This window comes from Methyloradius palustris, from assembly GCF_019703875.1.
Taxonomy (GTDB): Bacteria; Pseudomonadota; Gammaproteobacteria; order Burkholderiales; family Methylophilaceae; genus Methyloradius; species Methyloradius palustris.
This window is the reverse complement of the sequence record NZ_AP024110.1, coordinates 133,720-149,533: the sequence shown is the minus strand read 5'-3', so window position 1 is coordinate 149,533 and position 15,814 is coordinate 133,720. Positions and strand designations below refer to the sequence as shown.

Annotated in this window: 16 protein-coding genes and 1 riboswitch; of the genes, 11 read left to right on the top strand and 5 right to left on the bottom strand. The window is 44.8% G+C overall.

The features are described from left to right. Positions 1-140 precede the first annotated feature (140 nt). Positions 141-1,652, top strand: coding sequence for a threonine ammonia-lyase, biosynthetic (ilvA, locus tag ZMTM_RS00735; protein ID WP_221764454.1), 1,512 nt, complete (start codon positions 141-143; stop codon positions 1,650-1,652). Between the two features lie 3 nt (positions 1,653-1,655). Next, entirely contained in the window at positions 1,656-2,426 is a 771-nt protein-coding gene (locus tag ZMTM_RS00730) for an arylamine N-acetyltransferase family protein (protein ID WP_221764453.1), read from the top strand. 84 nt (positions 2,427-2,510) lie between these two features. Here the strand turns inward: ZMTM_RS00730 and ZMTM_RS00725 are convergent, their stop codons facing one another. Next, on the bottom strand, positions 2,511-3,329 hold the full coding sequence (locus tag ZMTM_RS00725) for an AraC family transcriptional regulator (RefSeq protein WP_221764452.1): 819 nt from the start codon (positions 3,327-3,329) through the stop codon (positions 2,511-2,513). A gap of 109 nt (positions 3,330-3,438) precedes the next feature. Here ZMTM_RS00725 and ZMTM_RS00720 point away from each other — a divergent pair, with 109 nt between their 5' ends. Both ZMTM_RS00720 and ZMTM_RS00715 read left to right on the top strand, forming a co-directional pair. Then, on the top strand, positions 3,439-3,798 hold the full coding sequence (locus ZMTM_RS00720) for a hypothetical protein (RefSeq protein WP_221764451.1): 360 nt from the start codon (positions 3,439-3,441) through the stop codon (positions 3,796-3,798). A gap of 237 nt (positions 3,799-4,035) precedes the next feature. Continuing rightward, entirely contained in the window at positions 4,036-5,349 is a 1,314-nt protein-coding gene (locus ZMTM_RS00715; protein WP_221764450.1) for a chloride channel protein, read from the top strand. A 114-nt stretch (positions 5,350-5,463) separates the two neighbouring features. On the opposite strand, the gene ZMTM_RS00710 is transcribed toward ZMTM_RS00715, so the two are convergent. Continuing rightward, on the bottom strand, positions 5,464-5,919 hold the full coding sequence (locus ZMTM_RS00710; protein ID WP_221764449.1) for an EVE domain-containing protein: 456 nt from the start codon (positions 5,917-5,919) through the stop codon (positions 5,464-5,466). A gap of 125 nt (positions 5,920-6,044) precedes the next feature. Here ZMTM_RS00710 and ZMTM_RS00705 point away from each other — a divergent pair, with 125 nt between their 5' ends. Continuing rightward, on the top strand, positions 6,045-6,458 hold the full coding sequence (locus ZMTM_RS00705; RefSeq protein WP_221764448.1) for a nuclear transport factor 2 family protein: 414 nt from the start codon (positions 6,045-6,047) through the stop codon (positions 6,456-6,458). Positions 6,459-6,519: 61 nt separating this feature from the next. On the opposite strand, the gene ZMTM_RS00700 is transcribed toward ZMTM_RS00705, so the two are convergent. Next, on the bottom strand, positions 6,520-8,058 hold the full coding sequence (locus ZMTM_RS00700) for a DUF3300 domain-containing protein (RefSeq protein WP_221764447.1): 1,539 nt from the start codon (positions 8,056-8,058) through the stop codon (positions 6,520-6,522). Positions 8,059-8,190: 132 nt separating this feature from the next. Here ZMTM_RS00700 and ZMTM_RS00695 point away from each other — a divergent pair, with 132 nt between their 5' ends. Together ZMTM_RS00695 and ZMTM_RS00690 are read left to right on the top strand one after the other, a co-directional pair. After that, positions 8,191-9,978 carry an ABC transporter ATP-binding protein/permease gene (locus ZMTM_RS00695; RefSeq protein ID WP_221764446.1) on the top strand — a complete coding sequence of 596 codons (1,788 nt, stop codon included), beginning with the start codon at positions 8,191-8,193 and terminating at the stop codon, positions 9,976-9,978. 40 nt (positions 9,979-10,018) lie between these two features. Then, positions 10,019-10,378: a DUF2237 family protein gene (locus tag ZMTM_RS00690; protein ID WP_221764445.1), complete on the top strand. Its 360-nt coding sequence runs from the start codon at positions 10,019-10,021 to the stop codon at positions 10,376-10,378. A 291-nt stretch (positions 10,379-10,669) separates the two neighbouring features. Here the strand turns inward: ZMTM_RS00690 and ZMTM_RS00685 are convergent, their stop codons facing one another. Beyond that, a complete protein-coding gene (locus ZMTM_RS00685) occupies positions 10,670-10,975 on the bottom strand; it encodes a cell division protein ZapA (RefSeq protein WP_221764444.1) in 306 nt (101 codons plus the stop codon). Then, positions 10,972-11,184: a hypothetical protein gene (locus tag ZMTM_RS00680; protein ID WP_221764443.1), complete on the bottom strand. Its 213-nt coding sequence runs from the start codon at positions 11,182-11,184 to the stop codon at positions 10,972-10,974. Before ZMTM_RS00680 ends, ZMTM_RS00685 begins: the two co-directional genes overlap by 4 nt. 115 nt (positions 11,185-11,299) lie before the next feature. Beyond that, positions 11,300-11,541, top strand: a riboswitch (cobalamin riboswitch). Between the two features lie 145 nt (positions 11,542-11,686). Between ZMTM_RS00680 and ZMTM_RS00675 the strand changes: the two genes are divergently transcribed. The 4 genes from ZMTM_RS00675 to cobU all read left to right on the top strand — a co-directional run bounded on the left by ZMTM_RS00675 (position 11,687) and on the right by cobU (position 15,757). Beyond that, positions 11,687-13,630 (top strand): TonB-dependent receptor, encoded by a 1,944-nt coding sequence (locus ZMTM_RS00675; RefSeq protein WP_221764442.1) that lies wholly within the window; start codon positions 11,687-11,689, stop codon positions 13,628-13,630. 74 nt (positions 13,631-13,704) lie between these two features. Then, the gene (locus tag ZMTM_RS00670; protein ID WP_225907047.1) at positions 13,705-14,283 is read left to right on the top strand and encodes a hypothetical protein; all 579 of its coding nucleotides are present in this window, start codon (positions 13,705-13,707) and stop codon (positions 14,281-14,283) included. 128 nt (positions 14,284-14,411) lie between these two features. Further along, a complete protein-coding gene (locus tag ZMTM_RS00665; protein ID WP_221765512.1) occupies positions 14,412-15,200 on the top strand; it encodes an ABC transporter substrate-binding protein in 789 nt (262 codons plus the stop codon). A gap of 32 nt (positions 15,201-15,232) precedes the next feature. Further along, the gene (cobU, locus tag ZMTM_RS00660; RefSeq protein WP_221764441.1) at positions 15,233-15,757 is read left to right on the top strand and encodes a bifunctional adenosylcobinamide kinase/adenosylcobinamide-phosphate guanylyltransferase; all 525 of its coding nucleotides are present in this window, start codon (positions 15,233-15,235) and stop codon (positions 15,755-15,757) included. Positions 15,758-15,814: the final 57 nt, after the last annotated feature.

Here is a 15,814-nt window from a genome sequence, read left to right as displayed (position 1 = left end):
GGTATTTAAATTGGTTGTTAAACAATTAAATCTTTAATGATGTGTTTTCTTTATAATTACGCACTTATGTAATTGTAAAGCACCTTGTTATTAATGCTTTAAACCACTATAACCTTGAATCATACACGCCCTACCCGCTAATGAAAAACGCCTACCTGGAAAAAATCCGCAACGCGCGCGTCTATGATGTCGCGATCAAAACTCCGTTGGAGTTTCAAGCTAATCTGTCTGCACGTTTAGGCAACCGAATTTTACTGAAACGCGAAGATATGCAGCCTGTATTTTCATTCAAGTTGCGCGGCGCTTATAACAAGATGATTAACCTGCCAGCAGAGTCGCTTAAATGCGGCGTAATAACTGCTTCTGCAGGCAACCATGCGCAAGGCGTAGCACTGGCCGCTCAAAAAATAGGTTGTCGCGCAGTGATTGTGATGCCAACCACTACGCCTATGATCAAGATCAATGCGGTAAAAAGTCGTGGTGGCGAGGTAGTGTTGTTCGGTGACTCATATTCCGATGCCTATGCCCATGCATTAAAGCTGGAGCAACAAGAAAAACTGAGCTTCGTCCACCCCTTCGACGACCCAGACGTGATTGCTGGCCAAGGCACAATCGCAAAAGAAATACTGGATGCACATCCAGAACCCATAGAAGCCATCTTTTGTTGCGTGGGCGGCGGTGGCCTGATTGCTGGTATTGCTGCTTATGTGAAAGCAGTACGGCCTGAAATCAAGGTGATTGGCGTAGAAGCAACTGACGCGAATGCAATGACTCTTTCCTTGCAAAAAGGTGAGCGCGTGATGCTGGATCAAGTCGGCCTATTTGCTGATGGTGCAGCCGTCAAACAAGTTGGTGAAGAGACATTTCGCCTGAGCCAAGAGTATGTGGATGAAATGATCTTGGTAGATAACGATGCCATCTGCGCTGCCATTAAAGACGTATTTGAAGATACGCGTTCGATTCTTGAGCCTGCTGGCGCGCTTGCCACCGCTGGCCTGAAAGAATATGTGAAACTGCATAAGATGCAGGGCAAGACATTGATTGGCATTGCTTCTGGCGCCAATATGAATTTTGATCGTCTGCGCTTTGTCGCTGAGCGCGCAGAAATCGGTGAAAAACGCGAGGCTGTTTTAGCCGTATCAATTCCTGAGAAACCAGGCTCATTCAAGACTTTCTGCCATTTGATTGGTGATCGCAGCATTACGGAATTCAACTACCGTTATTCTGATGCTACTGCCGCCCATATCTATGTCGGCATTGCGATTCAAGACCCGAAAGAATCTGGCGAATTGGTTGAATTGTTAAAAGCACACGGCTTACCAACGCTGGATTTGAGCGAAAACGAAGTCGCCAAACTGCACTTGCGCCACCTAGTCGGCGGTCATGCGCCGCAGGCCGAGCACGAATGCGTGTATCGCTTTGAATTCCCAGAAAAACCAGGTGCACTGATGAATTTCCTGGACCACATGGGGCACGACTGGAATATCAGTCTGTTCCATTACCGCAATCATGGAGCAGACTTTGGTCGTGTACTGGTGGGCGTACAAGTGCCACCAAACGAGCAAGATGAATTCAAACAGTTTCTGGAAAATCTCAACTATCCATACTGGGATGAAAGTGAAAACCCTGCCTATAAGCTCTTTCTAGGATGAGCCATGATTGCAAGCAACTTTGTATTAGCAGATTACTTTAAGCGCATAGGCTATACATCACAGCCCAAGGCCGATATAGCCACTGTGGCCGAGATCATGCGCTGCCAGTTGTTCACTACACCATTTGAAAATCTGGATGTGCAAGCTGGCAAAATCGTTTCTCTAGTCCCTGAAGACATCGTCGAAAAAATCGTCAAACATCATCGTGGTGGCTACTGCTACGAAGTGAACGGCATTTTTGCCATGGCGCTGCAAGCGCTTGGCATTCCCTATCAATTCGTAGCCGCCAGACCCATGTTTTATCCCACCAAAAGACCAAGGACGCATATGGCTGTGGTGGTCAATATGTCGGGCGAGCGCTGGTTATGTGATTTAGGCTTTGGCAGCTACGGATTAAGAGCGCCGATACAACTGGATGTGCTCGACCAAGCCGTTAAACAGGATCACGATAGCTTTATGCTAAGCAAGCCAACCGAGCATGAATACCTGCTACAAGCATGGGTGGATGATGCTTGGGCGCCGCAATTCGCCTTTGATTTCTCACCACAAGAATGGATTGATTTTGCGCCAGCAAACTACATGAACTCAACCCACCCAGATGCTATCTTTGTGCAAAAACTCCTAGTTGTACTGCACAACCCCGAAGGCCGAAAAATATTGTTTGGCACTACCCTCAAAACTATCACCGATGGCAAAGTTGAAAAGCAGTTTATTGCAAAAGAAGATATATCTAACGTGCTTGAAAGCCAATTTGGTTTGAGCCAAACGACTTAGATAAGAGTCTGAACCCTCAGAAATTTACTGACTTTCAGGTGGCGGCTAACAACCCAAAGCGGTCATGCAGAGATGCCGTATTGCCTATGGATTGAGTTTTAGCCAAGCCTTTGGTGAATGCCCAACTTGCACTTTAAAAAGTCTAGTGAGTGCAGCGGAATTGCTATACCCAACTTCGTTTGCTACCAACCCCACGGGCTTTCCTTTTCTAAGTAGCGTCTGCGCTAAAGCAAGCCTGCATTGTGTCAGATGATTAACTGGCGTCGTCCCAACAGTGTCTCTAAAATGGACTGCAAATCTTGCACGGGACATGCCGGCTTTTTCTGCAAGCAACTCAAGTGACCAATTATTACCTGGGGCATCATGCATGGCACTGATGGCTCTAGCTAAGCGTGCGTCATTCAATCCTGCTAGCAGGCCAATATCGGTTTTATGATGATCTAAGATATATCGTAATAGTTGAATTAGTAGATATTCAAAAAGCCGATCTATGGCTGCTTGACGTCCACAATAGTCTTGCTCAGCCTCCGCAAATAACAATCCTAATGTATTGGCTAGAGATGGCATCAAATCAAGAGGCATTAACATTACTCTTGGTAATGCATTGGCTAATACGTTCTTAGAGCCTCCATCTAGATCAATGATTGCGCAAGTAAGATCTACCTCCCCATCAAATACAAATTGATGTTTAGCTGGCCTAGGGTAGAGCAATAAGCTGGGCTGATCTATCAAAATACTACCGTGCTCTGAAGAGTTAACCGTTAATTTTCCCTTCTGAATCAGGTGTAAAAAACCACCTCCCATGCTTTCATCAAAATCAATGTCTTTGCATAAAGTACCAGAGAAGAACATACGAGCACTTAATTGATGTTGATTAAAGAACCCAGCTAAACGATCGGTCATTATTGATACCAAAAGGTAATTAATTGATACTTAATACTACCATTAGTATCGATTATTCCAACAAAATGTAGTTGTGCAATTCGCACTAGATTGAAAAGGGATAGATACCATGGGTAATAAAATAGCGATTGTCGTATTAGCCGACACCGAGACAAACGAAGGTCTAGGTCGCGTAGTTAATGCATTAGCTGCTGCTGGAGAGTGTAAAGAGTCTGGAGACGAAGTTCATATTGTCTTTAGTGGAACGGCCACCAAGTGGCTTACTCAGTTAGTTAAAGCAGATCATCCAGCGCACGGCCTATTTGAAGCTGTTAAAGATAAGATTGATGGTGCATGTGGGTTTTGTGCAAATGCATTTGGGCAGACAGATGCTGTGCAATCTTGTGGTATCAGATTACTTGCCGATAGTGGTCCATTTATGAGCTATCGACAGTTCACTTCAGAAAACTACCAAGTGCTTATTTTCTAGAAGAGATAACACATTAATCCCGATATAAATAAGCCAGCTCAAGGCTGGTTTATTTATATCGGGATTAATGCCCTCTAGCGACCCATAGTGGCCATTAATTTGAATTGTAAGGTAAGAATCAAAGCCATTATAATTGAGACTATAAGCAATTATTAAAATATTCAATTTTCTATAATTGATATCAATATAAATTGTGCGACACTCATTCTTTAGCCAATGATACCCAAGCCCAATGATATGCAGTTACTCAATCAGATTATAGATAAAATTAAATCAGTAAAACTTGCAGATTTTGATGCATGGCGAGGAAGATTAATTGTATGGATTGCTGCTGCAGTTGCAGGACTAGTTGTTGTAATTTTTGCACAGGCAACTGAACATGTCATATCTTGGTTCTTCCGTATTGAAATCGCTTACTGGTGGGCACCCATTTTACTGACTCCATTAGGTGGAATAGCAATCGTCTTTTTTACTAGACGCTGGTTTGCCGGGGCAGCCGGTAGCGGAATCCCCCAGACAATAGCTGCACTTAAAGATGAAACATCAGAAGAAACCATATCCAAACTCCTGTCTCTAAAATTAGCCGCAGCTAAGATTGTTTTAGGCTTGGGAGCTTTGGCTTCAGGTTTTTCAGCTGGCAGAGAGGGGCCGTCTGTTCAGGTGGCTGCCAGCGTGATGTATGCATTCCGACGTTTCTTGCCTAAGAATTTTTCTATCCACCCTAAACATTTAATACTAGCCGGTGGAGCAGCAGGCATTTCGGCAGCATTTAACACACCTTTAGCTGGGATTGTATTTGCAATCGAAGAGCTTGGTCGCCGTTTTGAACAAAAAACAAATGGCGTTGTAATCAGCGCGATTGTTCTGTCTGGCTTGGTATCAGTCTCACTTCAAGGAAATTACATTTATTTTGGCAACATCGTGGTCAACAACGTAGATCGGCACATTTTCATTCCACTGTTGGTCTGTGGCTTAGTCTGTGGTGTCACAGGTGGATTGTTCAGCCGGACATTGATTGAATCATCATCGAAATTAGATGGACGAGTTGGTAATTTCCGCAGCATGCATCCAGTAAGGTGGGCTGGTTTTTGCGGCCTGATGGTTGCCCTGTTAGGATTGATCAGTGATGGACATGCTCACGGTTCTGGCTATATCTATACCCAGAACATTCTTGATGGCTCTGTCATGGAATCATGGCAATATGCGCCGATAAAATACCTAGCGACAATCTTTACCTACTTTAGTGGAGTGCCTGGCGGAATTTTTGCACCATCACTCTCTATAGGCGCAGGCATAGGCAGTGATTTACTGCCATTCTTTGGTCAACAACATATCGCTGAAATCAGCACACTCTGCATGGCTGGTTTTTTAGCTGCCGTGACACAAGCGCCACTGACCTCATTTATTATCGTCATGGAAATGGTGGATGGCCACCAGATGGTAATCAGCTTGATGCTGGTTGCATTGATTGCGGCGATTATCTCCAGAATATTTAGCTTGCCACTCTATGAAACCCTAGCTGCTAAACAGTCTGAGAGTCTTCAAAGCTGATTAACAGCAGTGTTAAACAGAGCGTTTATTTAAGACTCCCTATCAACGTCAGCTTTTGGCCGATAGCCTCCTCCAAAGAATAGTGTGTGATCATCTAAATACTCAGATTCCTACTTACAAAAGCTTAAGAATAAACTCCCACTCACGCGGATCAACGGGGGTAATTGATAAACGGTTGCCGCGCTGCAAAATGCGCAAACTTACTAGCTCTGGTATCTCGCGCATTTCTTTAAGACTCAGTAACCGCGTTTTACGCACCAGCTTCACATCTACATTAAACCAGCGCGGGCTTTCTGGTGTGGCTTTGGGGTCATAGTATTTATGGCCTGCAATAAATTGTAATCGGTCTGGGTAGGCCAGCTTGCTAACTTCTGCAATACCAGCAATGCCAGGAACATCACAGTTTGAATGGTAGAACAAAACGCCATCGCCGACTTTCATCTGGTCGCGCATGAAATTACGGGCTTGGTAATTACGTACCCCGTACCAATCCACTGTTTGATTCGGCATCGCTGCCAAATCATCAATCGAGACATCACCAGGCTCAGACTTCATTAACCAATATCGCATGTGTTTCTTTCTATCAACTTATTCTGTAAACATTCAGCAATTATATTACTGAAGAATGCTTTGCATCATCTGACAGACATATTAGTCTATCAATATGTTTCGGCTCACTTGAAAGGTCACACTGCATGGAAACCAAACCACCATTACCACCGTTTACCCTAGAAACAGCCAAGCAAAAAGTACAAGCGGCTGAAGATGCCTGGAACAGTAAGGACCCTGAACGGGTATCGCTGGCTTATACCGTTGATTCACACTGGCGCAACCGTTCGGAATTCATTACAGGCCGCCCTGCCATTAAAGAGTTTTTAAAAGCCAAATGGGCTAAAGAGCATGAATATCGGCTTAAGAAAGAACTCTGGTGCTTTCTTGAAAACCGCATCGCCGTGCGCTTTGAATACGAATGGCATGACGATAAAGGCCAGTGGTACAGATCGTATGGCAACGAAAACTGGGAGTTTGCAGAAAACGGCCTGATGCAGTTTCGCTACGCCAGCATCAATGATGTACTGATTAACGAATCTGACCGCAAGCTAGGCTGATATCTAATTTATAGATGCGCGGTGGGTGACGCATCTATTGCAACTCCCCAATATTAACGATCTAACGTTGCTTATCGCCACCGCCCTGTGGGTGGCCACCGCCTTCGTGTCTTTGTTGCTGTTGTGGCCTAGGCGCCTCATTGCGCGGCTGCTCTGCTCGCGGCATCTCAATATGTTGTTGCTGCCTTTGAGGCTCTGATCTTTGCATTTCTGGCCGAGGCTGTCTTGCCTCAGTGCTTCTTTGCTGTACTCTGGGTGCCGTTTCTGGACGTGGTTGCTGAACGGCTTGCGGCGCAGCACGCTCAATCTGTGGCCTTGCTTGTTGGCCTGACCCTATATCAGCGCCCTTATCGCGGCCGCTTGGTGGCGACATACTTTCTGGGTTAGACATTTGCGGCTGGTTTCTTGGCGAACGACTGTCATCATTCTGGCGTCCAGGGTTTTGGCCCTGTGGCCTTCCATCAGGTAAATTTACATTCTGCCGATAATCTGGCGAGTGATCAGGATTGCCATTTGTTGGCTGCCCTGCTGGGTTGGATCTATTACGATTGTCAGGCGAATGGTTGGTAGGATTACCACCTGAATTTTGGTGATTGCCGTCACGGTTTTGCTGAAAGTCATCTCTGTTATTACGCGGTGGCCTTGCATCATTGCCTGGGCGTGAAAACTGTTGCTGTAACGCAGAGTTTGGGTAAGGCACACCGCGCCTGTGATCGGGGTCATGCTGCCAAGCACCACGGTCAGGATAAGGCCGTGGATTAGCGCCAACTGGTGGGCGTGGGTGATTGTTGTAGTAGTTTCTATAGTAGTAATTATTGACGTTCACGACATTGACATGGCGTTGATGCCAGTCAAAATTGCCGAAGAAGAAACCGCCGCCTACGCTAATTCCTACACCCACATAAAAGCCAGAGTTATACCCAGGCCGGCGATAGTAACCAGGCCATGGATTCCAATACACGGGAGGGTATGCATCCCACCACCATGGGCCATAGACAACAGTAGGGTTGTAATACGGCACATAGACCACTTGCGGCGCAGCTTGCTGGATGACAATGACGGTCTGACCCTGTTGCGCTTGTTGATTTACTTGTACTTGGTCGTTAGATTGCAAATTGCCAGCGGCCATCGCCTTTTGGCGCAAGCCCTGCACGGTGTCCATAACTTGGGGTTGTTGCTCAAGGAATGCATCACCAAGTCGCTCAGTCCACTCCAGTTTTTCATCCAGCATACCCAAGATTTGAGGAAATGCTGTCAGCGAAATCACGCTTGGATCCCAATTATTCTGCTGCGCCGCTTTAACTGCTTGGTCGCCTTTTAAATCAGGGTTGGCGCGTGACCAGCGTGCTGCCTGCACCACTTCCAGCGGATAAGTTGAAGCCATCAATACCTGTGAGAGCAAGGCATCTGGATACAGGGCGATCGGTGCTAACATCTGGTCTAGCTCCTGCTGGCTAAATTGAGGCTGGGGTGGCTGCTGGCTTGGGTTAGTGTCGCCACTCTGCGGCGGCATGGGTGGTTGCGCGTAATCATCCTGCGCTTGTGCTATTGTGGAAAAAATTAAGGCCAACGTTAAAACGGCGACGGAATTAAATCTCATGGTACTGCTCCAAATAACTTGCATACCCCTATGAACGCGTTACGTGATAATTGGTTTATTTAAATAGATAGGCATTACAAAACCTTACAAGTTGCAATTGATTATTTTTAGACCTAAACACTGATTGAATCTATGAGTACAACATCACCCACACTAGAAGCCAATGACGTATCAGAAAATCAAAATCACGAATCAAAGCCACGCTGGCGTGATACCTGGGCGCTAATTAAGCCTTATTGGGTATCTGATGAGAAGTGGCGAGCGCGTGGCCTGCTATTCGCGATTATTACCCTGACACTAGGTGCGGTTTACATCAACGTATTGTTCAATACGTGGAACCGTGATTTTTACAACGCGCTGGAAACCAAAAATTACATAGCATTCAAAGAACAACTGTGGCGCTTTTCATATCTGGCATTCATATTCATCGCTGTCGCCATTTACAGGATTTATCTGCGTCAGGCACTCGAGATGCGTTGGCGAGCATGGATGACAAAACAGTATTTGGGCAAATGGCTGGCACATCAATCTTATTACCGTATTGAACAAACCCAATCTTCAGACAATCCCGACCAAAGAATTGCAGAAGACCTGAGCCAGCTAACGACTGGTACGCTGGCGCTATCTCTAGACCTACTTTCAAGTGTGGTTAGCCTAGTCACTTTTGTGGGCATACTTTGGGCAGTGAGCGGGCCATTATCATTCTTGATGTTTGGTCATCAGATGGTGATTCCCGGCTATATGGTCTGGTTCGCAGTCGCTTACGCTGCTGTTGGTTCATGGTTAGTATGGAAAGCAGGCAAACCACTCATCCAACAAAACTATAACCAACAGCGTTATGAAGCTGATTTCCGTTTTGGCCTAGTGCGCGTGCGTGAATACTCAGAAGCGATTGCGCTGTATGAAGGCGAAGCACAGGAGAAAGTACATCTCGAATCCCGTTTTGAAAGAATTCGAGTGAACTGGTGGCAAATCATGAAAACGACAAAACGTTTAAATGTAGCTTCTACGTTCTATGCCCAGTTCGCGATTATTTTCCCTATGTTGGTTGGCGCACCTCGTTATTTTTCAGGCGCGATCACCCTAGGGGGTTTAACCCAAATCAGTTCGGCTTTTGGTCAGGTGCAAGATGCACTTTCTTGGTTTGTCAGTGCCTTTACCACGCTAGCAACGTGGAAAGCCAGTGTTAATCGGCTTGCTAGCTTTCATGCAAGTATCGTGAATGCTGAGAATCAGGCACTGAATGCAAGTCTCTCGATTAACCGCACTTCTGGATCAGGGATAAAGCTCAATGATGTGAGCCTGCATTTACCAACAAGCTCAAGTGCAGAGCCAAACTTACTGGATACTGTAAATCTGCAGCTTGAACAAGGCCAGCGTGTACTGTTAAGTGGGCCATCTGGCGCAGGTAAATCCACCCTGTTTCGCGCGATTGCCGGTATTTGGCCTTATGGAACTGGCAACATAGAGATTCCACGGCAAGCCAATCTACTTTTTCTGCCGCAACGTACTTATTTGCCCATCGGTATATTGCGTGATGCAATTGCCTACCCTTCAGCCGCCGAAAAATTTTCGGATGAAGCGATGGTTAAATATCTGACCCTATTCAAACTTGAACATCTCTGCGACAAGTTGAATGATGCAGAAAACTGGGGGCAACGCTTGTCCACTGGCGAGCAACAGCGTCTGGCTTTCATCCGCTTATTGCTGATTAAACCTGATGTGGTATTTCTGGATGAAGCCACCAGCGCGGTAGATGAAGATATGGAAGAATTGTTATATAGCTTACTTGTGCAAGAGCTACCAAACAGCAGTGTATTGAGCATTGCGCACCGTAGCAGCGTCGCTAAATTCCACACCCGTAGCTGGCAACTGAAAGACCGAAAGCTGGAAGCACACGCAATTACCCAAACAAGCTGATCACTCAGCTTAAGCATTACACAATAAAAGAGAGCTAAAAATGGCACGCAATGTATTAGGTACAGAGTTACAGGCTTGCAGCATCAAGCCACTGACTGGATTTACCCGCAATGGTTGCTGCGACACTGGCGCAGAAGATACAGGCAGCCATACGGTATGCGCTGAAGTGACTGAGGAGTTTTTGGTGTATTCCAAAGCGCAAGGCAATGACCTCAGCACGCCCAGACCAGAGTACAACTTTGATGGCCTAAAACCTGGTGATCGCTGGTGTTTATGTGCTGCACGCTGGAATGAAGCGGCAGAAGCTGGCTACGCACCACCCGTTGTACTAGAGGCCACGCATGAACAGGCGCTTAAGATTGTCAGCCTGGCTGACCTTAAATATCACGCTCTGAGATAAAAATAGGAGTTCCCCACAAATGCTGCCTAGACCAGCATCCTGAACCAAAAAGGCTCAAGTGGTCACAGTTGAAGTCACATCAGGTACACCCGCAAATGGAGCGCGCACAACAGCAACTAAGCGAACCGCAACCTATGCAAAAACTAGTTCAAGGAATATATAATCCAAGCAACACCGCAGGGAACAAACTGATGCTGTGAGTTTCAATTCAACTCATCAGCGAAAACAGGTATTAGATTGCTTTAAATATAGTCGGGCAATATAACAGGCTTGTGAAAATTACTTTTACAGCTAAAAAAGCTTATTTTGCTCGGCTAATGCACTATCAATCTGTTCTTGCATGCCGTCAATTCTACGCTTGAAATCACCAACGTCAAAGCCACCAGTGCGAGTTGTTAACAACTCATGTGCAAGATTCAATGCCGCCATGATAGCGATGCGCTCTATGCCAATCACCTTGCCAGTATCGCGAATGTCGCGCATCTTTTTATCAAGATACTTGACTGAGTTTTCCAATCCTTCACGTTCATCTTCAGTGCAAGCCACCCTGAATTCGCGGCCCATGATATTGACATCAACACCTGTAGGCTGACTCATAACACACCTTCAACAACGGTTTGTGGCAAACGCTCAATCAAGGCCTCAAGTCTGGCACTGGCTTCCGTCATCTGGCTCTTTAACTGTTTAGTGTCATCACGCCCTTGGGCAAGCTCTTGCCTCAATTGCAAGTTCTCTGCACGCAGTGACTGACATAGCTCAATGAGCTGCGTCAATTTGGCTTCAAGCACGTTTAAATCTGTTTCCATGATGTCACTATAATTTGAAAAACCTTGTGTGGTCAACTGTTAACAGCGATTTTTGAAAGTATTACAACACCTTATCAAAAATTAAGCTTTGCCGATTTTGCCTTCTGTAACATATAATTGAACCATGTTGTCAGGTGCTGACATCGCAGTTTTAGCAAGTTGCTGCGATTAAGTGAAACTGGGAAACAGGTGACATTTGATCTCGAGTCATATCTAAGCATTCAAATTAATTCCTGTGCTGCCCCCGCAACGGTAATTACGTGTGGTTAATTCGACATACCACTGTGATGAAAATCATGGGAAGGTGAATTAACAAGACGTATGAGCCCGGAGACCGGCCTAACAATATAAGCTTGGGAATACCGCGGGGTGACGGTTTTCGGGACGTTATTGCATGGCAAAGTCTTGCCCGCGCTCGTTTCGTTTTATCAATATCTCGTGTTATTTCCCTTACAAATCAATCATTAAAACATGCGGGGTCGCATGTTATTAAGGGAATATAATGAAAAAAACCACCATTGCAGGCCTTGTCGGCCTCCTCTTTACGTCCAATACCTTTGCTGCAGATGTTGATCTTACTTCGGATGATGTATTGGTCAGCGCCAATCGTTTTGAGCGCAGAGATACTGAGACAACTTACGCTTCAGAGATTCATACAGCTAAAGATATTCAAGCTTCTGGCGCAGCAACACTTTATGACTATTTAGCCCAGCAAACATCACTCAATGTACTGTCAAGTTTTGGTAATAAAGCGACTCCATCAATCAATCTTCGCGGTTATGGCGGTGAGAATGGATCCCAGAATGTTGTTATTACCGTAGATGGTCAACGCTTAAATAATATTGATGGAATACCGCAACTGCTTGCTGCTATCCCACTTGGTAATATTGATCGTATTGAGATCAGTAAAGGTAGTGGTTCTGTTATCTACGGCGATGGGGCAACGGCTGGCGCTATTCAAATCTATACAAAAAATAAAACTGGCGTCACAGCGAGTGTTTCTGGTGGAAACTATGGTCAACAGAATCATTACATCAATGCTGGCATTTCAGAAAAGTATTTTGATCTATCTGCAAATGCGGCCCATGACTCCTATGATGGATTTAGTCAAAAAGATGTGACTGGTAATAAAGATGAGTTCACTAGCGATACGCAGAATGTAAAACTTAAAATTAAGCCATTAGACAATCTACGTTTCAATGTTGAAGGTACCAGTTCACGGAACGATATTCGATATGTAAATGCCTTAAGTTTGGCGCAATTTAAAACAGACCCCTCACAAAACGGTGGTGTTAATCCATATACACACCAAAACTTGAATAGTGACCAGTGGCGAGTAGGCGTTGAATATGACATTACGAATAACATCAGAATTAATGCTACTCATTATGACGAAACAAAATTGTCTTCCTATATTTCTGACTTTCCTTCCACCAGCAACTATCGCTATCAATCAAACGATATCTCCATCAACTATTGTGATGACTTCAAGAGCTTGATTGTTGGTTTCCAGAATTTTGATGGTAAACGTTCTTCGACAACCGATGTAACCACTAAAGAGAATCAGGCTTTTTTTGCACAAGGTGATTACAAAATAGATGCACTTACCTTATCTGCTGGCGCAAGAAGAGAAGACGTTACATATGCAAATAATCCAGTTGGCGACACTTCAGCCAGTGGAGACAATAATCTAAATGCATGGGATATTGGCGCAAATTATCGACTTGGTTCTACGTTAAGTATTTTTTCTAACTACAATAAAAGCTTTGAAAGCCCTGACATTGATCGATCTTTCGTTTTTGATACCGCTACATCCAAAACGATATTCAGTGGATTCATAAAACCTCAAGAGGCTAAAACATTTAATATTGGCTTAAATCAAGTCCTATCAAACAATAAATTTAAGGCTACAGCTTTCTATAGTTGGTTGCATGATGAAATTTATCTTGATCATAGTGTAGGTCCTTTTGGGGTCAACACTAATATTGATAAATCACACAAATATGGCATTGAACTACAAGACAGCCTTAAAATCTCCGAGAATCTAGGTGCCTCAATTATTTACAATTATACGCGTGCAATTATTGACAGCGAAGTTGAAACAGACGGCACAAATATTAGTAATAAGAATTTACCAGGAGTGCCAAAACATAGCGTAGTTGCAAATTTGAACTATAAATTTCTTGATCACGCTAGCTTAAATCTAAATCAAACATGGCGTTCAGATGCTTATGCATATAATGACTTCCAGAATAATTTAAGCCAAAAACAAAATAGCTATCAAACAACAAATATTGCTTTAAATTATCAATATAAAAATGTTAATTTTTTCACTGCAATAAATAATCTGTTTGAGCATGAAAACTCAATACAAGTCGCTGATAATTTTATCTACCCTATTGATTTTGTGCGCACTTGGAGAGTTGGCATGAAAGCGGACTTTTAAGGATTGCGGCCTGAAAAATCAGGTCGCAAGATGTTATCATTGTTTAATATTCAGCAAGACAGAAGGAAATCTAAGTGAACTCAACACAAAAAAATCTAATGATTAGCTATAAACCAATCGCAATCGCTGCATTAATTGCGTTTTTCATGCTGCTAACGCGTGGTAGCCATGTGCTAACAGCAGTATCGTTGCCTGACGCCAGTCTTGCCTTGTTTCTGCTAGGCGGGCTTTATCTCAAGCGTGCATGGTGGTTTGCGGCATTTTTTGTGTTGGCGACCGTGATTGATTTTGGTGCTGCTGCGCTTGACCCAATGCAAGGCTTTTGCCTGACTAACGGTTACTGGGGTTTGATTCCAGCTTATGGTGCGATGTGGCTGGGTGGTCTGTGGCTAGCCTCAAGGGCAGATGCTTTTGCTGTTAAGCCATATGTATTGACTAGCGTGATCACTACCGTAGTTGCATTCGTTATTTCAACCCAGGCTTACTACTTGTTCTCTGGCCGCTTCCCTAACAACGGCGTACTAGAAACCTTGCAGTATGGTTGGAACTATCTGCCGACCTATGTTGGTTTCACCCTGATGTACATGGCAGCTTTCTGGCTGGCAGTTAAGGCTTTCCGCTTGATTCAGGTTGGAAAATCTGTTCAGGCTTAACCTAAATTAAGACCAAAAAAGCCGCACAGCCATGTTGTGCGGCTTTTTTATTGGTAATGATTCGCCCTGAAATAAGTTGAGGAAGTATTTTGACTAGCACTCATCAATATGCGCAACGCATCGTCTGCATGACGACCGAGACCACAGAGGTTTTGTATCTCTTGGGCGAGCAAGCGCGCATTGTCGGCATTTCTGGCTTTACAACAAGGCCAGCAATAGCTCGACGCGAGAAGCCCAAAGTATCCGCGTTTACCAGCGCCAAGATTGATAAGATTCTCGATTTAAAACCAGACTTGGTATTAGGCTTTTCTGACTTACAAGCCGATATAGCCGCCGCCCTGATTAAAGCTGGTGTTGAAGTACATGTGTTTAACCAGCGCTCAGTCGATGATATTTTACGCATGGTCACTACGCTTGGAGGGCTAATCGGCGTGCCAGAAAAAGCTTCCGCATTAGTCAAAGAACTGCAAATAACTATCGAACGTGTTGAAGAAACTGCGCTGTACCTGCCGGCTAAGCCAAAAGTATATTTTGAAGAATGGAATGACCCATTAATCAGCGGCATCCGTTGGGTGGCTGACCTCATCAAAATTGCTGGTGGCGAAGATTGCTTTGCCGATTTATCAATGCAAACATCGGCCAAAGAACGCATTATTGCTGACTCAGACCAAGTAATTGAGCACATGCCAGACATCATTATAGGCTCTTGGTGTGGCAAAAAATTCCAGCCTGAGCAAGTAATGGCAAGGCCTGGCTGGAATGTGATACCAGCGGTAAAAAACGGTTTTGTACGAGAAATAAAATCGGCAGATATTCTGCAACCTGGGCCTTCTATAATCACACATGGACTTAAACAGTTGCAAACCATTATTCAACAATGGGGCGTCAAGCAAGCCCATGGCAAACACTGGGGCTAAACCCCGACTGGAATTTAAATGAAGAGCTTCATATGACGACAAGCTTGATATTAGGTGGCGCGCGCTCTGGCAAAAGTGCTTATGCCGAGAAAATAGCGAGCGAGAGTGACCTGACAGTGACTTATATCGCCACAGCACAAGTCTATGATAGCGAATTCGGCGAACGGGTAGCGCATCACAAGAGCCGCCGTGCTAAGCATTGGAAGACTGTGGAAGTACCGCATCAACTCGCGACCACTTTACAGGCTGAAGCCTCGCCAGACCATTGCCTGATTGTAGATTGCCTGACTTTGTGGCTTGCACAATGTATCTGCCCTGAATGCGCCCCTCCAGAAGGCGTAGATTGGCAAGCTGAACGTGCCGCGTTGCTAACAGTATTACCCACACTGCCTGGAAAAATCATATTCGTCAGCAATGAAGTTGGGATGGGCATTGTGCCACTGGGAGAAATCAATCGTCAATTTCAGGATGAAGCTGGCAGGCTGAATCAGGCGATTGCAGCATTATGCGAGGAAGTGATTTTTGTGGCGGCAGGGTTGCCCTTGAAGCTTAAATAGACAAATTTGCTGATTCAACAGAAACCATCCATAATGCATCGCATATGTAATGCAAAG